General features: G+C 69.6%; 19 protein-coding genes. 4 read left to right on the forward strand and 15 right to left on the reverse strand.

The features are described 5' to 3' along the window. Nucleotides 1–33 precede the first annotated feature (33 nt). The 7 genes from ABL310_RS09470 to radC all read right to left on the reverse strand — a co-directional run bounded on the left by ABL310_RS09470 (nt 34) and on the right by radC (nt 7,257). On the reverse strand, nt 34–975 hold the full coding sequence (locus ABL310_RS09470; RefSeq protein ID WP_349371426.1) for a transglutaminase family protein: 942 nt from the start codon (nt 973–975) through the stop codon (nt 34–36). A 28-nt stretch (nt 976–1,003) separates the two neighbouring features. Beyond that, complete coding sequence (locus ABL310_RS09475; protein WP_349371427.1) at nt 1,004–1,942, reverse strand: alpha-E domain-containing protein; 939 nt, start codon at nt 1,940–1,942, stop codon at nt 1,004–1,006. Nucleotides 1,943–1,994: 52 nt separating this feature from the next. Beyond that, nucleotides 1,995–3,416 carry a circularly permuted type 2 ATP-grasp protein gene (locus ABL310_RS09480; protein ID WP_349371428.1) on the reverse strand — a complete coding sequence of 474 codons (1,422 nt, stop codon included), beginning with the start codon at nt 3,414–3,416 and terminating at the stop codon, nt 1,995–1,997. 115 nt (nt 3,417–3,531) lie between these two features. Further along, nucleotides 3,532–4,158, reverse strand: a complete 627-nt coding sequence (locus ABL310_RS09485; RefSeq protein WP_349371429.1) for a LysE family translocator — start codon at nt 4,156–4,158, stop codon at nt 3,532–3,534. A gap of 66 nt (nt 4,159–4,224) precedes the next feature. After that, nucleotides 4,225–4,704 (reverse strand): hypothetical protein, encoded by a 480-nt coding sequence (locus ABL310_RS09490; protein WP_349371430.1) that lies wholly within the window; start codon nt 4,702–4,704, stop codon nt 4,225–4,227. Nucleotides 4,705–4,763: 59 nt separating this feature from the next. Beyond that, nucleotides 4,764–6,332, reverse strand: a complete 1,569-nt coding sequence (locus ABL310_RS09495; protein ID WP_349371431.1) for a tyrosinase family protein — start codon at nt 6,330–6,332, stop codon at nt 4,764–4,766. A gap of 238 nt (nt 6,333–6,570) precedes the next feature. Next, on the reverse strand, nt 6,571–7,257 hold the full coding sequence (gene radC / locus ABL310_RS09500) for a DNA repair protein RadC (protein ID WP_349371432.1): 687 nt from the start codon (nt 7,255–7,257) through the stop codon (nt 6,571–6,573). Nucleotides 7,258–7,498: 241 nt separating this feature from the next. Here radC and ABL310_RS09505 point away from each other — a divergent pair, with 241 nt between their 5' ends. Then, nucleotides 7,499–7,750 (forward strand): hypothetical protein, encoded by a 252-nt coding sequence (locus tag ABL310_RS09505; RefSeq protein WP_349371433.1) that lies wholly within the window; start codon nt 7,499–7,501, stop codon nt 7,748–7,750. 12 nt (nt 7,751–7,762) lie between these two features. On the opposite strand, the gene ABL310_RS09510 is transcribed toward ABL310_RS09505, so the two are convergent. The 4 genes from ABL310_RS09510 to ABL310_RS09525 form a co-directional block, all read right to left on the reverse strand. Beyond that, a complete protein-coding gene (locus ABL310_RS09510) occupies nt 7,763–9,331 on the reverse strand; it encodes an AMP-binding protein (protein WP_349371434.1) in 1,569 nt (522 codons plus the stop codon). A gap of 117 nt (nt 9,332–9,448) precedes the next feature. Continuing rightward, entirely contained in the window at nt 9,449–11,185 is a 1,737-nt protein-coding gene (locus ABL310_RS09515; protein ID WP_349371435.1) for a methyl-accepting chemotaxis protein, read from the reverse strand. A 172-nt stretch (nt 11,186–11,357) separates the two neighbouring features. Further along, nucleotides 11,358–11,864 (reverse strand): xanthine phosphoribosyltransferase, encoded by a 507-nt coding sequence (gene gpt, locus ABL310_RS09520; RefSeq protein WP_349371436.1) that lies wholly within the window; start codon nt 11,862–11,864, stop codon nt 11,358–11,360. Between the two features lie 27 nt (nt 11,865–11,891). Further along, complete coding sequence (locus tag ABL310_RS09525; protein WP_349371437.1) at nt 11,892–12,638, reverse strand: molybdopterin-binding protein; 747 nt, start codon at nt 12,636–12,638, stop codon at nt 11,892–11,894. Nucleotides 12,639–12,810: 172 nt separating this feature from the next. On the opposite strand from ABL310_RS09525, the gene ABL310_RS09530 reads away from it, so the two are divergent. Next, nucleotides 12,811–14,337: a hypothetical protein gene (locus tag ABL310_RS09530; protein ID WP_349371438.1), complete on the forward strand. Its 1,527-nt coding sequence runs from the start codon at nt 12,811–12,813 to the stop codon at nt 14,335–14,337. A 138-nt stretch (nt 14,338–14,475) separates the two neighbouring features. Beyond that, a complete protein-coding gene (otsA, locus tag ABL310_RS09535) occupies nt 14,476–15,861 on the forward strand; it encodes an alpha,alpha-trehalose-phosphate synthase (UDP-forming) (protein ID WP_349371439.1) in 1,386 nt (461 codons plus the stop codon). Between the two features lie 297 nt (nt 15,862–16,158). On the opposite strand, the gene ABL310_RS09540 is transcribed toward otsA, so the two are convergent. From ABL310_RS09540 to ABL310_RS09555, 4 genes are all read right to left on the reverse strand, one after another. Next, nucleotides 16,159–17,850 carry a catalase gene (locus ABL310_RS09540; RefSeq protein WP_349371440.1) on the reverse strand — a complete coding sequence of 564 codons (1,692 nt, stop codon included), beginning with the start codon at nt 17,848–17,850 and terminating at the stop codon, nt 16,159–16,161. Nucleotides 17,851–17,937: 87 nt separating this feature from the next. Then, entirely contained in the window at nt 17,938–18,594 is a 657-nt protein-coding gene (locus ABL310_RS09545) for a hypothetical protein (protein ID WP_349371441.1), read from the reverse strand. Continuing rightward, complete coding sequence (locus ABL310_RS09550; RefSeq protein ID WP_349371442.1) at nt 18,591–19,214, reverse strand: DUF1214 domain-containing protein; 624 nt, start codon at nt 19,212–19,214, stop codon at nt 18,591–18,593. Before ABL310_RS09550 ends, ABL310_RS09545 begins: the two co-directional genes overlap by 4 nt. 12 nt (nt 19,215–19,226) lie before the next feature. Continuing rightward, nucleotides 19,227–21,449, reverse strand: coding sequence for a PBP1A family penicillin-binding protein (locus ABL310_RS09555; RefSeq protein ID WP_349371443.1), 2,223 nt, complete (start codon nt 21,447–21,449; stop codon nt 19,227–19,229). 329 nt (nt 21,450–21,778) lie between these two features. Between ABL310_RS09555 and ABL310_RS09560 the strand changes: the two genes are divergently transcribed. Then, a complete protein-coding gene (locus ABL310_RS09560; protein WP_349371444.1) occupies nt 21,779–22,243 on the forward strand; it encodes a YcgN family cysteine cluster protein in 465 nt (154 codons plus the stop codon). The last annotated feature ends 82 nt before the right edge of the window (nt 22,244–22,325 follow it).

Consider the following 22,325-nt stretch of genomic DNA (forward strand, 5'->3'; position numbering starts at 1 on the left):
GGGCCGCGCCGGGCGGCGTTGCGGGGAGACGCGTCAGGATTGGGACTGGGAGTGGCTCTGCCCCGAGCCGGAGCCGGAAGCGGGCTCGCGATCCGGCGCACCGCCGCGGGCGTCGGTGACGCTGAGGCGCACGGAAAGCGCTTCGGCGCCGCCGCCGTAGCGCGCGCCGCGCACCGGCGCGCAGCCCGGCGCGTCGAGGCCGATCGCGACCCGCAGGTAGGCCGGGCCGGCGCAGACCCCGCGCGAGGGGTCGAACGCCACCCAGCCGAGCCCGGCCGCCTTGGCCTCCGCCCAGGCATGCACATGGCCGCGCGCGCCCTCGCCCCCGCCCTGGCCCTCGGGCTCACCACCGGCGTCCCCTCCGCTGTCGTCCGCGTCCTCGTCGGTGGCGTAGAGATAGCCCGAGACGTTGCGGGCGGGAATGCCCAAGTGGCGCGCCGCCGCGACGAAGGCGTGGGCGATGTCCTGCGGCAGGCCGCGCCCGCGGGCGAAGGCCTCCGCGCCGCCCACCGCCGTGTCCGCCGGGCCGCGCTCCATCGCGAGCCGCTCGTGCAGCGCCGTGCCGAGCGCGTGCAGCGCAGCCAGCGGATCGGAGGACGCGGCCGCGCCCGCATGCTCCTCCGCGAAGGCGATCAGCGCATCCGAGGGCGCCGTCATCGGCGTCGTGCGCAGGAAGTAGAGCTCCGGCGCTCGCTCCACGGCGCCGCGCACGACGCCGTGCGTCTCGTCGGTCTCCACCTCGCCGACGACGCGGATCGTCAGCTCGTCGCCCGCGGTCTCCGCCGCGAAGCGATGCACGATGTTGCCGAGCGCGTCCTCGCCCTGGCGCAGCGCGCCGTCGAGCGAGGGCTCGATGCGCCAGCGCAAGACGTGCTGGCCCATATGCGCGCGGGGCGTCAGGCGAAGCACCTGGATCAGGCCCTTCGCCGGCTCCTCGTAGGTATAGGTCGTCTCGTGCTCGATCCGGATGCGCATCGGGCGCGCCTCCCCCCGTCGCCCGGCCTCAGGTGAGGTACTGGTCCGCGATGGCGGCGCCGAGCTTGTTGTTGTCGATGATGAATTCCGTGACCCATTCGTGCAGCCCGCGCCCGAACACCTCCTCGATCCGCATCGCGGAGAGCCGGGCGGCGCAGTCGCTGGCGTGGCGTTGCGCGGGCCCGCGCCGTCCGTAGAGATCGGCGATGAGGTCGAGATGGCGCACCAGGCTCTCGTAGCAGCAGGCGAGCGAGCGCGGCATCTGGCGATTGAGGATCAGGAGGTCGGCCACCAGCCACGGCTTCACGCTCTCGCGGTAGACCCAATGGTAGGCCGTGTGGGCCTGGACCTCGCGCAGGATCGTGGTCCACTGGAAATAGTCCAGCGAGCCGCCCACCCGCTCCGTCGGCGGCAGCAGCACGTGATACTTCACGTCGAGGATGCGCGCCGTGTTGTCCGCCCGCTCGATCGAGACGCCGAGCCTCGTGAAGTAATAGGCGTCGTTGCGCAGCATCGTGCGGTAGGCCGAGCCGTCGAACTCCAGCGAGACGCCCTTCACCCATTCCAGGAAGCGGGCGAAGTCCTCCCGGCTCATGTCGGCGTTGCGGCGCTTGGCGAGCTCGAGCCAGGCGCCGTTGATCGTCTCCCACATCTCCAGCGTCAGCGCCGTGCGCACCGAGCGCGCGTTGGTGCGCGCCCGCTCCAGGCACGAGCGGATCGAGGAGGGATTGTGCGGCGAGAAGGCGAGGAAGTCGCGCACCGTATCCTCGGTGACGGCGCCGTAATGCTGCCGGAAGATCTCCGCCGAGCCCGCCGCCTCGAGCGCGCTCTCCCATTCGTTGCGCTCCCCGTAGCTCGTCGGCAGCGCGGCCAGGCGCACCGTGGCGTCGAGGATGCGGGCGACGAAATCCGCGCGCTCGGTGTAGCGGAAGAGCCAGAACAGGCTGTTGGCGGTGCGTGAGAGCATGGCCTCGTTCGTCCGTGGTGACGCGGATACGCGGGGGAAGGCGCCCGACGGCTCAGCCGTCGAGCACCCAGGTGTCCTTGGTGCCGCCGCCCTGGCTGGAGTTCACGACGAGCGAGCCTTCCTTCAGCGCGACGCGGGTGAGCCCGCCCGGGACGACGCGGATCTCGTCGGCGCCGGTGAGCACGAAGGGCCGCAGGTCGACGTGCCGAGGCGCGACGCCGGAGGCGACGAAGGTCGGGCAGGTGGAGAGCGCCAGCGTCGGCTGGGCGATGAAGCCCGACGGGTCGTGGCGCAGCTTCCTGCGGAAGGTCTCGAGCTGGTCCTTGGTCGCGTGCGGTCCCACCAGCATGCCGTAGCCGCCCGAGCCGTTGACCTCCTTGACCACGAGCTCCGGCAGGTGGTCGAGCACGTACCTGAGCGACTCCTCCTCGCGGCAGCGCCAGGTCGGCACGTTCTTGAGGATCGGCTCCTCGCCGGTGAAGAAACGGATGATCTCCGGCATGTAGGTGTAGACCGCCTTGTCGTCGGCGATGCCCGTTCCGACGGCGTTGGCGAGGGTCACGTTGCCCGCTTGATAGGCGGCGAACAGGCCCGGCACGCCGAGCACCGAATCCGGGCGGAAGACCAGCGGGTCGAGGTATTCGTCGTCGATGCGCCGGTAGAGCACGTCGACGCGCTTTGGCCCCTCCGTCGTGCGCATGTAGACGCGGTCCTCGCGCACGAAGATGTCGGAGGCCTCCACCAGCTCGACGCCGAGCTGGTCGGCCAGGAAGGAGTGCTCGTAATAGGCCGAATTGTACTGCCCCGGCGTGAGCAGCGCGACCGTCGGGTCCTTCTTGCCGGCGTTGGGCGCCACCGAGCGCAGCGTCGCCAGGAGCGCGTCCGGGTAGTTCTCCACCGGCGCGACACGGTGCTTGGCGAACAGCTCCGGGAAGAGCCGCATCATCACCTCGCGGTTCTCCAGCATGTAGGAGACGCCCGACGGGGTGCGCGCGTTGTCCTCGAGGACGTAGAACGTGTCGGCGTCCACCCGCACCAGGTCGATGCCGGCGATGTGGCAATAGACGTCGTGCGGGACCTTCAGCCCCTGCATCTCGAGCCGGTAGTGCTCGTTTCGGAAGATGAGGTCCTGGGGAATGATGCCCGCCCTCAGGCTCTCCTGCTTTCCGTAGAGATCCGCGAGGAAGAGGTTCAGCGCCCTCACGCGCTGCTTGAGCCCCGCCTCGACGCGCTCCCATTCGTCCCGCGTGATGAGGCGGGGGATGATGTCGAAGGGAATCAGCCGCTCGGTCGCCTCCTCGTCGCCGTAGACGGCGAAGGTGATGCCGATGCGCCGGAAGAAGAGCTCCGCCTGGCTGCGCCGGGCGTCGAACACCTCGCGCGGCGTGGTGTCGAGCCAGCGCTTCAGCTTGCCGTAGGCCGCACGGCACGCGCCCGGCTCGTGACCGCCATCCATCTCGTCGAACGCCGCCATACACTCCCTCGCCGTTCCCGTCGCGCCCGCGTTGCGTCGCGGGTCGCATGTGGAGAGCCTAGAGGCAAAAGCCACGCCAGGGAAAGCCCCGGCGAAAGGCGGATGCGGCGACCGGTCAGCTCGTGCGCATCGCGAGGCTCGCGACGCCAGCCCCCATCAGCGCCGTCCCGCCCACGCGATTGACGGCGCGCAGCACGCCCGGACGCTGCGCGAGGCGGCGCGCACGAGCGGCCAACGCCGCGTAGCCGAAGGCGTTGGCGAAGGCGAGCACGAGGAACGTCGCCTGGAAGATCAGAAGCTGGGCGAGGAAGTCGCCCGCGGGATCGAGGAACTGCGGCAGGAAGGCGACGAAGAAGACGATGCTCTTCGGATTGAGCGTCGTCACCAGCCAGGCGTGGGCGAGCATGCGGCCGGGCCGGGTCGCGGCCGTGCGCGGCTGCGGCTCCTCTCCGCCTCCGCCTCCGGCGCGCCAGAGCCGGACGCCGAGATAGATCAGGTAGGCCGCGCCGAGCCATTTCACGACCGTGAAGGCGGTCGCCGAGGCGGCGAGCAGCGCGCCGACGCCGATCATCGAGAGCGTCATCGCCGTGAAGTCGCCGAGCGCGACGCCGATCGCCATCGGCAGCGCCACGCGCAGGCCCTGCCCCAGCGCGTAGGAGACGACGAGCAGCACGGTCGGGCCCGGGATCACGAGCAGCACGGCGGAGGCGGCGGCGAAGGCCGCCCAGGTCTCGAAGGTCATCGGCTGGGTCGTCCTGGTTTTCCCGCGGAAGAAAGCCCCGTTCCCGCGCGAAAGGCAAGCCGCCCCTCAGCGCGGGCGGATCTCGACGCCGCCGATCGTCATGGTCGCCTCCGGCGCGGCGCCGCCGACGGGCTCGAGCCGGACCACGATCTCGCTCGGCGCCCCGCCGAGGCGCGCGAGATCGTCGGCGGCGAGCGGGAAGGCGAAGCTCATGCCGGATGCCGGGTCGTCCGCGCCGAAGGGCGCGTTGGGAAAGACCGAGAAGGCGCCGAGCGCGACCGTCTCCCCGGACGGCCCGCGGGCCGCCACCTCGGCGGAGACGAAGCCCTCGTCCGCGGGCTCGTAGGCGGCGAGCGAGACCGTGACGATCGCCCCGGCGTCCGGCGGCAGGGCCTGCGCCGCCGCGGGCGCGAGCGCGATACGGGCCGGCGCCCCCACCCGCGCCGTGGCGTCCGCGGCGGCGGCGCCCGCTGCGGCGGAGGCGACGGCGCCGCCGAGGACGGCGATGGCGGCGAGACGGGACGGGCGTCGTCCGGAGCGGGTCATGCTCTCGATCCTGTGCGCTCGCGGGACCTGCCCCGCGAGCGCACGATCCTGGCGTGCGATTACGCCGGAACGGTGACGATCTCCACGCTCGTCGGCGTGAAGGTGCCCACCTCGCCGAGATCGTCGGCCGGCCCGAGCGGCACCGGCTGGACCTGCAGGGTGAGATCTTCCGGGACCTCCGTGCGCGGCCCGTAGACCCGAGCGATCGCGTCCGTCAGGTCGAGCACGACGCCCGGCCCGGCCATGCCGTCGCCGGTCCCTCCGCCGTGCCCGGCATGGCCGGAGGGGCCGAAGAACGAGACGGAGCCCACGTAGTGCGCGTCGTCCGTCGAGGCGCTCGGGTCGAGGCCCGGGCGGTCGAGGAAGACGTTGAAGCTCGTGGATTCCTGGTTCGTGTAGGCGATGTCGCGGATGATGGCGAGCACGCGCGGGCGCGGCGGCGGGGCGGCGAGCATGAGGAGGCGGCTCGATCCGCGCGGCGCCGCGGCGATCGCCGCGATGGTCTCGCGCGCCACCGGCACCGTGATCCAGAGCGGCTCGGAGAGGCGCGCCGTGCCCTCGACCGGGGTCACCGTCGTGCCGGCGGCCGCGCCCGTCGCCCGATCGGCGAGCGCAGCGAGCGTCTGCGTGCGCGCCGCGTCGCCGCGCGGGCCGATCGCCATCAGCACCTCCTGCGGAACCTGCGGGAAATCGTAGCGATAGCCGAGCGCCTCCGTGTCCTCGAGATCGGTGACCTTCGGCGACCAGGGCGTGCCGTCCGGATAGAAGAAGTTGTCGGTGAAGACCATGTCCGCCCAATAGGCGGCGGGGTAGATGGGATCGCCGTTCGGGTCCCGCGCATAGGCGGACGGGTTCTGATGGCCGGTATGATTCCACTCGGCCCAGATGCGGTCGATGTTGCCGTGGTGCATCTGGAAGATGGCGTCGCGCGGCGACTGGGCGGTGGGCATGTCGCCGCCGATCCAATTGTGGATCTGGTTGTGCGGCGTATTCTCGAGGAGGCCCTGCGTGCTCGACTTCCAGGGGTGCGGCGACACCCAGTTCAGGTCGAGCGAGTCCTGCCCCGGCAGCATGAAGGAGCCGAACAGGTCGTAGGTCGGCTCGTTGGCGATCTGGTCCATCACCTGCGGCCCGACCCACTGGTCCGGAAGCGGCTGGCTGATGTTGGCGAGCGTCCGGCCCTGGTCGAACAGCGGGTTGGGCTGTCCGTCGTAGGTCTCCGCGGCGAAGACCGCCGGGAAGTTCCGGTCCGCCGACCAGTCCCAATAGGGCATGGCGAAATCGGCCTTGCCGGTGACCTCGCGCACCACGCGCTCGTAGGTCACGACGAAGGCGCGATGCCAGGGCAGGAAGTACCAGTTGCCGTGTGGGCAATGGTTGAACACCTGCCCGTCGCCGTGGATCTTGTACAGCGTCTGCCAGGTCACCGGCCCGCTGCTGCGGCCCTTGAGAATGCCCACCGCCTCGCGGAAGGCGGAGAGGTCCGGATCATCGGGCTTCATCGTCGCCAGGCTGCGGCGGACGGGGACCGAGTTCTGGGCGAAGGCGCGCATCACGTTCGCGCCCGGCGCGAGGGTGAAGGCGGCGAGCGCGGAGCCCATGAGCAGGGCGTCACGGCGGGTGGGCATGGGGCTTCCTCCGAGGGTTGTGAAGCGACCCGCAGCATAGGTTGTGCCTCGACGGGTGCAATCTCTTGCCGCATGCGCGCTCTGATCTTTCTCCTTCGCGGCCGAACGAACAGGCGTCTTTGCGTCCAGAGAGTGAATTTCAGAGGTAAAGATCTTAGAGATTGCATTCCCGGCAACGCCGAGCCGGCCTCCGCGCCCGTACCGGACCGCGTGATTCGGCCCGCCGCGCCGCCCCTCCTCAGATCAGCTTCAAGCCCTTCAGGCTGGCGTGCCCGTCGCGCCCGACGATGATGTGGTCGTGCACCACGATGCCGAGGGGGCGGGCGGCGTCGACGATCTCCCGCGTCATCCGCACGTCGGCGGAGGAGGGCGTCGGGTCGCCGGAGGGGTGGTTGTGGACGAGGATGATGGCCGTCGCGGAGAGCTCGAGCGCGCGCTTCACCACCTCGCGGACGTAGACCGGCGTGTGGTCCACGGTGCCGGATTGCTGCACCTCGTCGGCGATGAGGCCGTTCTTCTTGTCGAGGAAGAGGATGCGCAGCTGCTCCTTCTCGGCGAAGGCCATGGCCGTGCGGCAATAGTCGATCACCGAAGCCCAGGAGGACAGGATCGGCCGCTTGGCGACCGCGCCCTTGGCGAGCCGCCGGCCCGCCGCCTCGACGACCTTGAGGTCGACGATCGTCGCCTCGCGGAGCCCGCCCACCTCGGCGAGGCGCGCGGGCGGCGCGCCGATCACCTCGGCGAAGCCGCCGAACCGGCGGATCAGGTCCTTCGCCAGCGGCTTCACGTCCCGGCGCGGGATCGAGCGGAAGAGCACGAGCTCGAGCAGCTCGTAGTCGGGCAGGACGTCGCCGCCCACCTCGACGAAGCGCGCGCGCAGGCGATCGCGGTGTCCGTGATAGTGCGGAGGGTCCTCGTCGAACATGGAAGCCAGCGTGCTGCGAAAGGATCGGCGCCCGACGCTAGCGAGTCGGCCACCGACGCGCCAACATCCACGAGTATGGGTCGATGTGCCGGTTCCCTCTCCGCGTGCATCGTTCCCTCGGTCAAGCAATACCGCGGCGGTATACGAGACCATTGCGAGGCGTCCTAAACCATCAATGGACTTTGCTATGGACGGTCTGTCGCGACGCACTATCCTGCGCCGCGTCGGCATGGAGGACGGCATGGCGTATCACGTCTCATGGCGCGTTGTCGGGCCCGGCGAGCGGACGCTCGATCGGGACGCTTTTCCGCACGCCTTCGCGCGGCGCGAGGACGCCGTCGCCTTCGTGCTCGAGAAGCTCGCCGCGTTTCCGGCTCACGGCTTCGATCGCGCGCGCGGGTTCTGGGGACGCGGCGCGCGCGATCGGCCCTGCGAGACGCGTTTCGCCATCGAGGAGCACGTTCCCGCCTCCGCCGTCGAGCCGGGCGCCTGACGCGTCCCGGCGTCAGAGCATCGGCAGAAGCCCGCGCGCCATCTCCACCGTGGCCACTTGGTCGATCTTGCCCGAGCCGAGCACCGGGATGCCGGCGACGACGAGGAGCGCGCGAGGCGCCCACAATTCCGGAAAGCCCCGCTCGCGCGCGAAGGCGAGCACGCTCTCGCGGTCCGCCTCCGGCTTGTCGGTGACGAGGACGAGCTGCTCGCCCTTGCGCGGATCCGGGAACGAGACGACCACGTGGTTGTACTCCGGCCAGAGTTCCTGGACCATCGTCTCCACCGCCGCGAGCGAGATCATCTCGCCGCCGATCTTGGCGAAGCGCTTGGCGCGTCCACGAATGGTGACGAAGCCGTCGTCCACCGAGACGATGTCGCCCGTGTCGTACCACCCGCCCGGCGGCGCGATCAGGCGCCCGGCGTCGTCGGGCGCGAGATAGCCCGCCATGACGTTCGGGCCGCGCACCACGAGCCGCCCGGCCTGATGGATGCCTTCCACCGGCTCGAGCCGCCATTCGATCGACGGCAGGAAGGGGCCGACCGAGCCGTGCCGGTTGCGGCCGGGGAGGTTGCAGGAGAGCACGGGCGCGCATTCGGTGGCGCCGTAGCCCTCCATGATCTCCGTCCCGTTGCGCTCGTAGAGGCGGCGGGTCTCGTCCTTGATCCGCTCTGCGCCGGCGATGACGTAGCGCAGGCCGGCGAGGTCGCCCTCGCCCGCGGCCCGGGCGTAGCCCTGCAGGAAGGTGTCGGTGGCGAGCAGGAAGGTGGCGTTCGTCGCGCCGATCAGCTTGGGCACCATGCGGTAGTGCAGGGGGCTCGGGTAGAGCACGACCTTGAAGCCGTTGAGGAGCCCCAGCACCAGCCCCGCCGTCAGGCCGAAGGAGTGGAACACCGGCAGCGGCGAGAAGATCGTGTCTGCCGTCGTCAGCGCGTCGCCGGCGTGCTCGGCGATCTGCACGGCGTTGGCGATGACGTTGGCGTTGGTCAGGCACACCGCCTTGGGCGCCCCCTCGGCGCCCGAGGTGAACAGGATCACCGCCGGGTCGTCCGGCCCGCCGGCGCGTTTCGCGATCGCCTTGGCGCGGAAGCTCGCGAGGAGGCCGCTGATCTTGTCGAGGCTGGTGAGGCGCGCGCGCACGTCCTCGAGGTAGACCACCCGGCGCCCCTCGGCGATTGCGGCCAGCGGCTCCTCGAGCCGCCCCTCCTCGATGAACTTGCGGGAGGTGACGATGGTGCGGATCTTCGCCGTCTCGCAGGCGGAGACGAGGTTGCGCGCGCCGGCGGTGAAGTTCAGCATCGCCGCCACGCGCCCGAAGGCGTTGAGCCCGAACAGCGCGACCGCCGTCGCCTGCACGCTCGGCATGAACAGCGCGACGCGCTCGCCCGGCTGCGTCTCCTCGATCAGCTTGCGACCGAGCACGAGCGCGCCGAGCACGAGCCGCGCGTAGGTCAGCGGCTGGCGCTGCGGGTCCTCCAGGATGACGAAGGTCTTGCCGAACCGGTCGCGCGCATCCACCAGCGCGCCGAAAAGGGTTCGGCGAAGGCGTTCGGGATGGCGGAGGGGATCGGAATGCGGCATGCGGCGATATTATGGCCCGGGCGTCGTCCGACAACCGGGAAAACGCGTGGACGGTTCCGATTTCGCCCGTCGCGGGAGGCGAGGGCGGCCGAGGGTGTCCTCCGCCGCCCGGCCCGGTCAGGCGGCGCGGCGCGTCGGCGGAGGCGGCGCGTCCACGCCGCGGCCGGCCGCGACGCCGTCGAGGAAGGCCTCGACGGCCTCGGAGAGCTCGGCCGCGACCCCGGCGAGCTCGTCGGAGACGTCGAGCAGGTTGCGGGCTTGCCCCGAGGTCTCGTGGATCGCGGACGCGACGGTCTCGACGTTGAGCGTCGCGTCGGTCGAGCCCTTGGAGGCGATCGAGATGGAGTGGGAGATTTCCCTCGTCGCCCCGTCCTGCTCCTGCACGGCGGTGCCGACCGCTTGCATGAAGCTCTCGATCTCGTGCACGGCGCCGCCGATCTCGCGGATCGCCTCGACGCTCTCGCGCGTCGAGCCCTGCACGGCCGTGATCTGCTCGGCGATCTGGTCCGTGGCCTTGGCGGTCTGCGAGGCGAGGGTCTTCACCTCCGCCGCGACGACGGCGAAGCCTTTGCCCGCCTCGCCGGCGCGCGCCGCCTCGATCGTGGCGTTGAGCGCCAGGAGGTTCGTCTGCTCGGCGATGGTGCGGATCATGTCGACCACCGCGCCGATGCGCTCGGCCGCTTCCGCGAGGCTCGCGACCTTGCCGTTGGTGCACTGCGCGGTGGCGGTGGCGCGGGCGACGACCTCCGAGGCGCGATCCGCCTGGGTCGCGATCTCGCGAATGGATGCAGAGAGCTGCTCGGCGGCGCTCGCCACCGCCTGCACCTCGGATGCGGCGGTCGTCGAGGCGTCGCGCGCGGCGCTCGCCTTGCCCGCCGCGGTGCCGGCGACGTCGGTGAGCGAGCCGACGGTGGTGCGCATGGTGCGCGTGCCGTCGTTGACGCTGGCGAGCGTGCGCTGCACCACCTCGCGGAAGCGGGCGATCAGGGTCTCGAGCTGCGCCTGACGGTCCTCGGCGCGCTCCCGCTCGGCGTCCGCCTCCTGGAGGCGCGCCCGCTCGATCGCGTTGTCGCGAAAGACGACCACGGTGCGGGCCATGTCGCCGATCTCGTCGCGGCGGCTGTCGCCGGGAATGGCGACGTCGTTGTCGCCCGCGGCGAGGCGCTGCATCGCGGCGGTGAGACGACCCGCCGGGACGGTGATCGAGCGACCGACGAGGATCGCGGCCGCGGCGGCGAGGCCCGCCGCGACGAGGAGCGCGATCACGGCGGTGGTCTGGAAGCCGCTCGCGGCCGCGTTGACTTCCGCGCCGATGCGCTGGTTCGCCGCCTCCTGGAAATCGATGAAGCGATTGATGGCGGCGAGCCATTCGGTGAACAGCCCGCTCACCTGCTGCAGCAGGATCGCGCGCGCCTCGCCCGCTTCCCCGGCCTGCTGCAAGCGGACGATCTCGGCCACGAGCGGATTCGTGCGAGACTGGATCGCGGCGATGTCGGCGAGGATGGCGCGCTCCTCGACGGAGGCGTTCACCTGCGCGACGAGCGTGTCCATGGCGCGCTCGTTCTCGGAATAGGTCGCGGCCAGCGCCGCGATCAGGTCGACGGCGGCGCGACGCTCGGCCGCATCCTCGACGAGAACGACGTCGCGAATGGCGATGGCGCGGTCGTGAACGCTGCCGCGGAAGTTGATGGCGAACCGCTGCAGGCGGCTGTTGACCTCGTTGATCTGCCTCAAGTTGTCGTCCAGCCGATTGATCTCGCTCACCGAAGTCCACGTGAGCAGGCCCATCAGGACGATGAGAAATCCGAAGCCGAAAGCGAGGCGCGCGGCGATCCCGCGTGGAACCGTGAGCATCGTGACCCCCTCGAGAAATGCCGGGCCGGCCACGAAGGCGTCGCGCGCGGCCCTCCTGCAATCTCTAGAGGAACATCCTAAATGATACGTGAATCATATCGGAAAAGTAGGCGGACTTGGGACGCTACGCCTCAAGGATGTAGGTGCGGGGAGGTCGATGCGATCCCCGGTTTTACCCCGGCGCGCCGTCGCGGATCGGCGGCTGGAAGGCGTAGCCGAGGTCCCAGGGGAAGTAGATCCAGGTGTCCTGGCTCACCTCGGTGATGAAGGTGTCGACCAGCGGCCGGCCCGCGGGCTTGGCGTAGACGGTGGCGAAATGCGCGTTCGGCAGCATCTCGCGCACCACCCGGGCGGTCTTGCCGGTGTCGACCAGGTCGTCGATCACGAGCACGCCCTTGCCCTGGCCGTCGCCCAGCGCGCGCACCGCGGGCGCGATCTCCTTGAGCACCTGGAGCCCGCCCTGGTTCTTGTAGTCGTGATAGCTCGCGATGCAGACGCTCTCGATCATGCGGATCTCGAGCTCCCGCGCCACGATCGCCGCCGGCACGAGGCCGCCGCGGGTGATGCAGACGATCCCCTCGAACGGCCCGCTCTCGGCGAGGCGCCAGGCGAGCGCGCGGGCGTCGCGGTGGAATTGGTCCCAGGAGACGGGGAAGGCCTTGGGGGTGGTGGGCGTCATGGCGGCGGACCTCTGCGGCGGGTGGGGTCAGATCGGGGCGTTGTCGGACGTCAGGCGGGCGAGCAGCGCGCGCACGGCCTCGGCCGCCGTGGCGATGGCGGCGGGATCGCGCCCGCGCAGGACGATCTGGTTGCGGAAGCCGGCCCCGGTGAAGGACGGATAGGAGCCGATCGAGACGCCCGGATGCTCGGCCGCCAGCGCGCCGAGCGCCTCGGCGTAGCTGCCCTCGGCGAGGCCGCCGGCGTCGAGCGTCTCGACCGCCATCTTCGCGCCGGTGCGCAGCCGCGGGGCGACGGCGTCGAGCATGGCCTGCATGATCGAGGGCACGCCGGCCATCACGATCACGTTCTCCACCATGAAGCCGGGCGCCTTCGAGATCGGGTTCTCGATCAGCTCCGCGCCCTCCGGGATGCGCGCCATGCGCAGGCGCGCCGCGTTGAGCTCGCCCTCCGAATAGCGCTCGCGCATCATCGCGACCGCGCGCGGATCGACGTCGATGGCGCGCCCGAGCGCCGCGGCGACCGAATCGGCGGTGATGTCGTCGTGCGTCGGCCCGATGCCGCCGGTGGTGAAGAGGTAGTCGTAGCGCCCGCGCAGCGCGTTGACGGCGGCGACGATCTCCGCCTCGATATCGGGGACGACGCGCACCTCGCGCAGGTCGACCCCGAGCGCCCCGAGGTACTCGGCGATGTAGCCGATGTTCTTGTCCTTCGTCCGCCCGGACAGGATCTCGTCGCCGATCACCAGGATCGCCGCGGTGACGCTCTCGCTCATGCCTCGCACCTCGCAGGCAGGCTTTAGCGCCGGGGCGGGGAAGGGGCAAGGGGAAGGGAAGGGCGGCAAGGCGAGGGGAAGGGAGGGGCGAGGGAAGGTAGGAACATAGCCGCAACTCTTGCGCCGAGCTGCGGAAGCGGGCAATCTTAACCAAAGGCTGTGGGGGTGAATCGTGCAAACCGTTGCGAAGTTTCAATTCGAGGCGCCCTCTGCAGCCGAAGCGCACTTCGAGGAAGTGTTTACAATCTTAGACAGGTGGGCCAGCCGCAAGCTTGACGGCTTCGAAACCGAAAATTACAGAATTAAACGGAGCGGCAAAGAAGCGCAATTCGTGCGTAAGCTCGAGAGCGTCGACAGTCGCCTGATGTTTTCAATGGATTTGGCCGAGCCGGTTTCGGGGGGAGCCCTCCACACAAGTTTACGCGTCCTTCTGGATGCTGGCAATTTGCTCACCCGGGTTCGTCTCGCCGTCACGTCGGAGGTCGGGCTCGCGCCGCCGAAACTCGACCTTCACTCCCCCCGGTTCATCCGCCAGATCCTCGAAACCAGGCAGGAATGGCGTGTATCGGGCAATGACGAGCGAGTGTTTGCCCGCTGGTTTCGTGTCGACGCCGGCAATGTAGCAACCCTAACAGATCTCATCGCCTCTCCGGCCAGAAGGCTGCCCATTTTCCTTATTTCTGATTTCGATGGCAAGGTGTTCGGGGATCTACATGAGACGTTATCACAGGATATTTGTGGTCTCTGTCATGTATGTATGATCGATAATGAAGCTACTTGGTCCCTTTCGCAGTGGAGGGGGCAGCAGTGGTCATGCTATAATGGCGCGGCGCGAATATACTGGCCGTTTAGAGGAGCAGATTCCAGCCCCTTTGAACATAAGCTTTTTACCTTGGACAACATGATGAGACAGGGAGAAGACGAGGATTCGGCGTCAAAGAGGATAAGGCGTATTATACAATCCACGGTGCTAGAGGCTTCCGCATTTGTTGCTGACGATCCGCGGATAGAAGATTTCGAAAAAGATTTCTTCGTCGCAGAATTCGAGAAAAGCGTAAGAGGTGCTGCTGAAGAAGGTGACGACGCAGCGTTGATGACGCTTTATGAACAGGAAAATAAACGACTCGCTGTCGAGAATCGCGAGCAAAAGAAGAGGATCACTGACCTTGAGAACCAGATCGAGCTTTTACAACAGAATGTTGCGGCTCTTTATCTTGCGCAGCGGGCGGAGACAATCGAACCAGCGCTGGCTGATCCTCGCGGGGAGCCCGAAACGATCAGGCAAGCTATCGAGATGGCGATGGATGAATTGGGCGACAGAGTCGAGTTTTCTCTGAAGATATTTGACCAAGCAGAGTCGCTTAATGCGAAGGCAGGCCCTCCAGAAAAGGTGCTGAGGTATCTTCTTACGCTCGGCGAATTGGCAAAAGCTTTAGACGCTGGACCGCTGGGCCGAACGGTTGTAACTTGGTTGCGCGAAAACGGTGTCGAGGCGAGCATCGAGTCAGAAACGACAAAGGCAAGCAAAGCTGCACAGCGAGAGCGTACCTTCCCATTCTCGGGCGGGCGTGAAGTCCATTGTGAGCTGCACGCAAAGCCGGCGGATGGCGTCTCTCCAGACCAGTGTGTGCGCATTTATTTTCAAAAACAAGATGCTCGGCCCTTTGTCTTGATCGGCTATGTCGGGAGACATTTCTGAAGCTGCTTCGTTGAAGCTGCAGGCTCCGCGCAGCCGCCCCCCGCTTGAGCCCGCCCCCGCCTTCCCGCACAGTGGCAGGAACATCACGGCCGCGTTCGCGCGTTGACGTTCGGGGCCGAGAACGAGAAAGGACGCGCCGTGAGCGATGCACGCCGAGGGGGCGAGACGGACGGGACGGGGGCGACGGGCCGCCTCGTCGTCGTCTCGAACCGGGTCCCGGACCCGACCAAGACCCAGGCCGGCGGCCTCGCCGTCGCGCTCGGCGCGGCGCTGAAGGAGCGCGGCGGGCTCTGGTTCGGCTGGTCCGGCGAGACGGTGGAGGAGGGGAGCGCCTCCGACACGCCGCACACGCGCACCAAGGGGAACGTCACCTACGCCACGATCGACCTCGACGAGGTGGAGCACGAGCGCTACTACGCCGGCTTCTCCAACCGGGCGCTGTGGCCCGTCTGCCATTTCCGGCTCGACCTGATCCAGATCAGCGCCGAGGACACGAAGGGCTATTTCGAGGTCAACGAGCGCTTCGCCCGGGCGCTGGCGCCGCTGATCGAGCCCGACGACATCGTCTGGATCCACGATTACCACCTGATCCCGCTCGCCGCGATGCTGCGCGACCGCGGGGTCGAGAACCGGATGGGCTTCTTCCTCCACATCCCCTGGCCGCCCTCGCAGGTGTCGAGCGCGCTGCCGGCCTACGAGCGGCTGCTGCGCGGGCTCGCCGCCTACGACGTCGTCGGCTTCCAGACGCCGCTCGGGGCGGAGAACTTCCTCACCTGCCTCGCCCGCGACCTGCCGCTGGGCGCGGTGCATCCGCCTCGCGCCGACGCCTTCCCGATCGGCATCGACGCCGAGGCCTTCATGGAGCTCGCCCGCGAGGGCGCGCAGGACGAGCTCGCGGTGCGCCTGCGCCAGAGCATGCGCGGGCGCGACCTGATCATCGGCGTCGACCGGCTGGATTATTCGAAGGGCATCGGCCAGAGGCTCGAGGCCTTCGAGCGCTATCTCGAGACCCATGCCGAGCAGCGCAACCAGGTCAGCCTCCTGCAGGTGACCCCGCGCTCGCGCTCGGAGGTGCCCGAGTACCAGGACATGGAGCAGGAGGTCGCCGAGCACGTGGGCCGGATCAACGGCGCCTTCGGCGACGTCGACTGGGTGCCGATCCGCTACGTGAACTCGCCGATCCCGCACGCCTCGCTGGCGGGCCTCTACCGGATGGCCAAGGTCGGGCTGGTGACCCCGCTGCGCGACGGCATGAACCTCGTCGCCAAGGAGTTCGTCGCCGCCCAGCCCGCGGACGATCCCGGGGTGCTGATCCTCTCGCGCTTCGCCGGCGCGGTGCACGAGCTCGACTGCGCCCTGATCGTCAACCCCTACGATCCGGACGCCACCGCCGCCGCCATCGCCCGCGCGCTCGAGATGCCGCTCGAGGAGCGCCAGGAGCGCTGGGAGCGCATGCTCGCGCGCGTGGAGGCGAACTCGACGAGCGATTGGGCGAAGCGCTTCCTGGCGGTGCTGGAGGGGTGACACTCGTTCCGAGCCCGGGACGGCAACGCGGTGGTGAGCGCGTCATCCCGGGCCGCGAAGCGGACCCGGGACCCAGAACCGCCGACATTCGTCGAGCGGCGTTCAACGCCGCGTCCCGAGACATCGATCGCGGCGTCACGGTCGCGGGACGCGCGCGCTCCGCGCACGCTGAAATCGGCCTGCGCGGTTCTGGCTCCCGGACTTGCTTCGCAATCCGGGATGACAGCTGGGGGTATACCCTCACCCCTGCCCCTCTCCCGTTCGTGCCCCTTCGGAAGAGGGGTCTCGAGCGAGGCCTCACTCAGCCGCCTGCTTGCCCGCCGACGGATACGACCCGAGCACGTCCTCGGCGCTGGCCTTGCGGTTGGTGACGGAGCTCGTCCAGCCGCGCCAGTCCTTCGGATCGATGCGGTCGCCGTTGGCGCCCAGGCTCTTCAGCCGGCGCTGGTCCTCCTCGGTGAGCACCTGGTCCTTCAGCGGGGCGAGCCCGCGCACGTCGTCCACGGAGACGCCGATCGCCTCGCCGACGCGCCTGCCGTAATCGTCGTGAACCAGGAAGAAGTGCCAGACCATGCGCTCCTGGACGTCGCGCTCGCACTCGGAGAGGAGCGTGCCCATGGTGGCGATCAGGTCGTCGCGCTCCCAATCCATCATGGTGCAGAAGCGGCCGCGGGCCTGGACGTAGTCGTTGCGGCGCTCGATCACCTCCCGCACGAGCCGCCCGTGCAGCTCCGGCGGCCGGCTCTCGCGGTCTCCCTCGGCCTCGCGCAGGCCGTTATGGATCGAGGGCTCGTAATTGACGTGCGGGTTCTGGCCGGGCCCCATGTCGCGGGAGTACGACATCTGCCCGCCGGACTGGTTGGTGTGCACGCCCTCGGTCCGCGGTCGGTTCACCGGCAGCTGCAGATAGTTCGGCCCGACCCGGTAGCGCTGCGTGTCCGAGTACGAGAAGGTGCGGCCCACCAGCATCTTGTCGTCGGAGAAGTCGAGCCCGTCGACGAGCACGCCCGTGCCCATGGCGATCTGCTCGTTCTCGTTGAAGACGTCCTCCACGTTCCGGTTCAGCGTCATGACGCCGACATGCCGCAGCGGGAAGTCCTCCTCCGGCCAGATCTTGGTGTCGTCGAGCGGGTCCCAGTCGAGCTCGGGATGCTCGTCGTCGGACATGATCTGCACGGACATGTCCCATTGCGGATGGTCGCCGCGCGCGATCGCCGTGTAGAGATCCTTCGACGCCGAGCCGAGATCCTGGCCCTGGACCTTCGCCGCCTCCGCCGCAGTCAGGCTCTCGACGCCCTGGCGCGGGTGGAAGTGGTACTTGACGATGACGGTCTCGCCCGCGTCGTTGACCATCTTGTAGGTGTTGACGCCGAACCCCTCCATGTGCCGATAGCTGCGCGGGATGCCGCGCGGGCTGAACAGATGCGTGAGCATGTGCATCGCTTCCGGCGTCTGCGACATGAAGTCGAAGATCCGGTTCGGCTCCTGGCGGAAGGTCACCGGATCCGGCTTGAGGGAATGGATCACGTCGGGAAACTTGATCGCGTCGCGGATGAAGAACACCGCGAGATTGTTGCCCACGAGGTCCCAGTTCCCGTCCTCGGTGTAGAACTTCACCGCGAAGCCGCGCGGGTCGCGGGCGACCTCGGACGAATCCCGCCCGCCGATCACGGTGGAGAAGCGGATGGCGAGCGGTGTCTTCTTGCCCGCCTCCTGGAACAGCTTGGCGCGGGTGTACTTCGAGGCCGGCTCGTCCCCGATCTTCCCCGTCGCCTCGAACTCGCCGTAGGCGACGAAGCCGCGCGCGTGCACCACGCGCTCGGGAATCCGCTCGCGGTCGAAATGGCTGATCTTCTCCAGGAACTGGTAGTTCTCCAGCGTCGCCGGGCCTCGCGGCCCGACCGTGCGCTGGGACTGGTTGTTCGAGACCGCATGGCCCTGCCGGTTGGTGAGCGTGCCGTCGCTGGAATGGGAGGTCTCGTGCGCCATGGCGTTCGCCTCGTGTCGTGTCGCTGTTCGGTTTCGCGACGCCAACACGCGGGGCGCAAAGGGGTTTCGTCGTTGGCCGCGCCGGCTTCAGAGCGGCTCGATCCTGCAGGAGACCGCCTCGACCAGTGTCTGCGCCAGCTCCGCCTCGCTCGGGAAGGTCGCGAGCGTCCGCACCAGGACGAAGCCCTCGCGGGTGGGCGCGACGACGCGCAGGTCCCCGAAGCCGTCGACGGGCTCGGTTTCCTCGTCGGCCTCCGCCGCGACGAGGGCGTCGAGCTGCGCCTGCGTGGCGACGACGAGCTCGAGCCGGCCGCGCACGGCGGCGCGGTCGGTGACGGCGTAGTAGGCGCCGGCCCCCCGGGCGTGGAGCGACAGCGTCTGGAACAGCGGACCGTCGACGGCGCTCACCCGCAGCGGGCCCTCGGCCAGATCGTAGGCGCAGGCGCCGACCGCGACCGCCGGATCGTGCAGCGGCATCCAGGTGTCGCCCGGCCCCGTCCGAGCGCCGTCCTCCCGCGGCTCCGCGAAGGCGTCGCCGCGGGCGGGGGCGATCAGCACGGCGGCGTCGGCCGTGGCGGTGGGGGAGAGCCGCGAGAAGGCGTCGTTGTGCGACAGCCAGGGCAGCATCAGGATCGCCGCGATATGCGTCATGCCCGCCAGAACGAGCCCGGTGACGGTGGCGAGGACGAGCTTGCCGGCATTGCGGGCGAGGCTGTCGAGGATCGCGGCGCGGCGCAGGCTCACGAGGTCGCCCTCCCGCATCCGGTGCGCACGACCCGCGGCATCGCGCCCTCGTCGAGCCAGCCGATCGCGCCCGAGACCGGGCTGTCGTAGAGCCGCAGCACGGCCTGGACGCGCCCGCGCCCGGGCGTCTGCAGCCAGTTGCCGGGCTTCGGCCGCGGCGAGAGCGTGATCGTCACGGCCCCGTCCTCGTCGCGCAGGACCTCCGCCGAGGTGAGCCCCGCCCGCCGCTGCGGCGTCTCGACCAGCCGGCCGGCCTCGTCGTAGAGCGCGATGGTCCAGACGCGCGCCGCCGGCGTCTCGCCCGCGATCTCGTAGTCGCAGGCGGCGTCGAGGGGGCGGCCGAGCTCGTCGGCCAGCGCATGGAAGGCGATGCCCTCTCCGAGCGCCAGCGGCACGTCGCCGGAGCGGGCGAGAATGGCGCGGGCGTAGGGGTCGCTCTCGGGCGAGCCGACGGAGGGCCAGGCGGTCCAGGCCTGGGCCCGCCGCTCGCCGAACGGATAGTCGCCCTCCAGGGTCAGCCAGGCCGAGCCGAGGCCGAGGCCCGCGCCGAGCGCGGCGGCCCAGGCGATCAGGACGAGATGGTAGAGGTTCCTGAGCGCGCGGCGCAGGGCGTCGAGCATCGAAGCCGGGCCTCAGCGGGTGACGGCGGTGAAGCCCGCTTCCGGACGGCGCTGCTCGGCGAGGCGGCCCGGCGCGGCGCGGCTCTCGTGGAAGCCGGGCGGCGCCGCCGGGCGCCGCGCCTCCTCGAACAGGCTGCCGATCCCGCTGATCACCTCGAAGGAGCGCCGCGAGAGCGTGTTGCGCGACAGCGCGAGCACGGCCGGGTCGACGCTCGCGGTCGTCGCGGGATCGGTCCCGGCGATGGCGGGCCCGTCCTCCTCGAGGCCGGGGATCGCCCGCAGCTCCGCGTCGCGGTGGGCGAAGCTCATGATCTCCTTGAAGGTCATTGCCGGGAGAGAGCCGCCGGTCATGCGGTTCGTGGAGGTGAAGTCGTCGTTGCCGAACCACACCGCCGTGACGAAATTGCCGGTATAGCCGGCGTACCAGGCGTCGCGATAGGCGTTGGTGGTGCCGGTCTTGCCCGCCGAGCGGATGCCGTCGAGCGCCGCGCGGCGCCCCGTGCCGCGCTCGGGGACGGCCACGAGCATGGTGTTCATGTCGGAGACGACGCGGGTGGAGAGCACCCGCTCGCGCGGCGCGTCGCGGTCGTGCGAATAGAGCAGCGCCCCGTCGGCCGTGGTCACCTCGACGGCCGCATAGGGCCGCGCCCGCTCGCCGCCGTTTGCGAAGACGGCGTAGCCCGCCGCCATGTCGAGCACCGTCATCTCGGAGGCGCCGATGGGCAGCGAGGACGTGTCGGCGAGCGGCGTCTCGACGCCCATGGCCCGCGTCGTCTCGATGATGCGCGCGCGCCCGCGCTTGGCGTTGCCCTCGCCGATCTCGACCGAGAGCCGCACGGGGATGGTGTTGATCGAGCGCGCCAGCGCCGTGATCATCGGCATCGCCCCGGCGAAGGAGCGGTTGTAGTTGTTCGGGCACCAGTTCCCGAGGCAGATCGGCCGGTCGACGACCCGCGAATCCGGCCGGTAGGGCAGGTAGGAGAGGGCGGTGGCGTAGACGAAGGGCTTGAAGGACGAGCCGGGCTGGCGCCGCGCGTGCGCCGCGCGGTTGAACTGGCTCTGCCCGTAATCGCGCCCGCCGACGATGGCGCGCACCGCCCCGTCGGGCTCCATCAGCACGGCGGCCGCCTGCTTCACCCGATAGCGCTCGCCGTGCTGGCGCAGCGTGTCCTCCACCGCGAGCTCGGCGCGGCGCTGCATGGCCTGATCGAGCGGCGTCTTGACGAGAAGCACCCGCTCGTCGCCGAAGGCGCCGTCCCGGGCCATGTCGCGCACCTGCTCGAAGGCCCAGTCGAGATAATAGTCCGGCGTGGTCTCGCGCCCGCGGTCGATGGCGCTCGCGGGGTTGCGCCGGGCGATCTCGACCTGGCCCGCCGACATGAAGCCGGCATTCACCATGGCGGTGAGCACGTCGTTGGCGCGGGCGCGGGCGGCCGGCAGGTTGACGTGTGGCGAGAAGCGCGAGGGCGCCTTGAACAGGCCCGCCAGCATCGCCGCCTCGGCGAGGGTCACCTCCTGGATCGGCTTGCCGAAATAGAAGTCCGCCGCCGCGACGACGCCGAAATTGCCGCCGCCCATGTAGGCGCGGTCGAGATAGAGCTTGAGGATCTCGTTCTTGGACAGCTGAAACTCGAGCCAGAGCGCGAGGAAGGCCTCCTTGATCTTGCGGTCGAGCGTGCGCTCGTTCGTCAGGAACAGGTTCTTGGCCAGCTGCTGGGTGATTGTCGAGCCGCCCTGCACGACGGCGCCCTCGCGCGAGTTGGTCACGAGGGCGCGCGCGGTGCCGATCGGGTCGATGCCCCAGTGGGAGAAGAAGCGCCGGTCCTCGGTCGCGAGCGCGGCCTTGATCACCACCTCGGGGATCTCGTCGAGCGCCACGGAGTCGTCGTGGCGGATGCCGCGGCGGCCGACTTCCTGGCCGTAGCGGTCGAGGAAGGTGACGGCGAGCTCGTCCGTCGTGCGCCAGTTCTCCTGCGTCTCGTAGAAGGCGGGGATGGCGAGGGCGAGCATCACCACGGCGCCGGCGAGGCCGAGCGTCACGCCCTCCGAGGCGAGATCGAGCACGACGCGCGCGGCGCCGCGGGCGCGGAAAAGATCGGTGAAGGCGGTGTAGCGCCTCCAAATCGCCTTGAAGTCCTCCGAGGAATCGAAGGCCGAGGCGGACAGCCAGGCGTCGACGCCGAGCGCCCAGCGCTTGAGGCGCGTCCACAGGCTCGTCGTCCGATCGAAGCGCACCGCCCGTCCCCCCTTTCCGCCCAGTCGCCCGGCCAACCTTTGCTTAACGCTCGGTTAAGCCGTTCTAGCAGACCCGCCCCGACGCGGCGAATCGTATCGCGCGCGGCTCGCGAGTTGACGCCTTCCGCGCGCCCTGGCAAGGCCGTCCGATGACGGACCGCCGGAGCATCGACAACGGCGAAGCCCGGCTCTAGTTCGCCCCGCGTCCGCCGCGATCGCGCCGCCTTCGGCGCAAGGGCCGTGCCGCTCGCTTTTGTCGCGAAACGGTACGGGCCGGTTCAGATTTCGTTGAGGTTGACGGTCGGTGAACGACCGCCCGAGGAGCCACGATGGTACAGGACGACGCCGACGCCCCGTTCTGGGCCGTCAAGAGCCTTACCGAGATGAGCGCCGAGGAATGGGAGAGCCTGTGCGACGGCTGCGGGCGCTGCTGCCTCGTCAAGCTCGAGGACGAGGATACGGGCGAGATCGCCTATACCGACGTCTCCTGCCGCCTGTTCGACGCCGGAACCTGCCGCTGCCGCGACTACGCCAACCGCCAGGCCGAGGTCCCCGACTGCGTGCGCCTCACGCCCCGGGCCGTGGAAACGATCGACTGGCTCCCCGAGACCTGCGCCTATCGCCGCGTGGCGGAGGGCAGGGGGCTCGCCTGGTGGCACCCCCTCGTCTCCGGCACGCCCGAGACCGTGCACGAGGCGGGGATCTCCGTGCGCGGCCGGGTGTCCGCGGTGGAGACGGAGGTGGGGGTGCAGGAGCTGCTCCAGCGGGTGGTGGGGTGGCCTTGGGGGGAGTGAGGGGGCATCGTCAGCGGTCGGGTTGCATTTCGGCATTCTTCGGACTAAAGACTCTCGGTAGAAGAGACAGCGTTCGAGCGCC

It is taken from the genome of Salinarimonas sp., assembly GCF_040111675.1.
Taxonomy (GTDB): Bacteria; Pseudomonadota; Alphaproteobacteria; order Rhizobiales; family Beijerinckiaceae; genus Salinarimonas.

What these genes read in the sequence shown, in the direction of transcription:
- ABL310_RS09560 (WP_349371444.1), top strand. Translation starts at nt 21,779, where the DNA reads ATGGTACAGGACGACGCCGACGCCCCGTTCTGGGCCGTCAAGAGCCTT.
- ABL310_RS09525 (WP_349371437.1), bottom strand. Translation starts at nt 12,638, where the DNA reads ATGAGCGAGAGCGTCACCGCGGCGATCCTGGTGATCGGCGACGAGATC.
- ABL310_RS09505 (WP_349371433.1), top strand. Translation starts at nt 7,499, where the DNA reads ATGGCGTATCACGTCTCATGGCGCGTTGTCGGGCCCGGCGAGCGGACG.
- ABL310_RS09485 (WP_349371429.1), bottom strand. Translation starts at nt 4,158, where the DNA reads ATGACCTTCGAGACCTGGGCGGCCTTCGCCGCCGCCTCCGCCGTGCTG.
- ABL310_RS09510 (WP_349371434.1), bottom strand. Translation starts at nt 9,331, where the DNA reads ATGCCGCATTCCGATCCCCTCCGCCATCCCGAACGCCTTCGCCGAACC.
- gpt (WP_349371436.1), bottom strand. Translation starts at nt 11,864, where the DNA reads ATGACGCCCACCACCCCCAAGGCCTTCCCCGTCTCCTGGGACCAATTC.
- radC (WP_349371432.1), bottom strand. Translation starts at nt 7,257, where the DNA reads ATGTTCGACGAGGACCCTCCGCACTATCACGGACACCGCGATCGCCTG.
- ABL310_RS09550 (WP_349371442.1), bottom strand. Translation starts at nt 19,214, where the DNA reads ATGCTCGACGCCCTGCGCCGCGCGCTCAGGAACCTCTACCATCTCGTC.
- ABL310_RS09490 (WP_349371430.1), bottom strand. Translation starts at nt 4,704, where the DNA reads ATGACCCGCTCCGGACGACGCCCGTCCCGTCTCGCCGCCATCGCCGTC.
- ABL310_RS09540 (WP_349371440.1), bottom strand. Translation starts at nt 17,850, where the DNA reads ATGGCGCACGAGACCTCCCATTCCAGCGACGGCACGCTCACCAACCGG.
- ABL310_RS09475 (WP_349371427.1), bottom strand. Translation starts at nt 1,942, where the DNA reads ATGCTCTCACGCACCGCCAACAGCCTGTTCTGGCTCTTCCGCTACACC.
- ABL310_RS09470 (WP_349371426.1), bottom strand. Translation starts at nt 975, where the DNA reads ATGCGCATCCGGATCGAGCACGAGACGACCTATACCTACGAGGAGCCG.
- ABL310_RS09495 (WP_349371431.1), bottom strand. Translation starts at nt 6,332, where the DNA reads ATGCCCACCCGCCGTGACGCCCTGCTCATGGGCTCCGCGCTCGCCGCC.
- ABL310_RS09480 (WP_349371428.1), bottom strand. Translation starts at nt 3,416, where the DNA reads ATGGCGGCGTTCGACGAGATGGATGGCGGTCACGAGCCGGGCGCGTGC.
- ABL310_RS09515 (WP_349371435.1), bottom strand. Translation starts at nt 11,185, where the DNA reads ATGCTCACGGTTCCACGCGGGATCGCCGCGCGCCTCGCTTTCGGCTTC.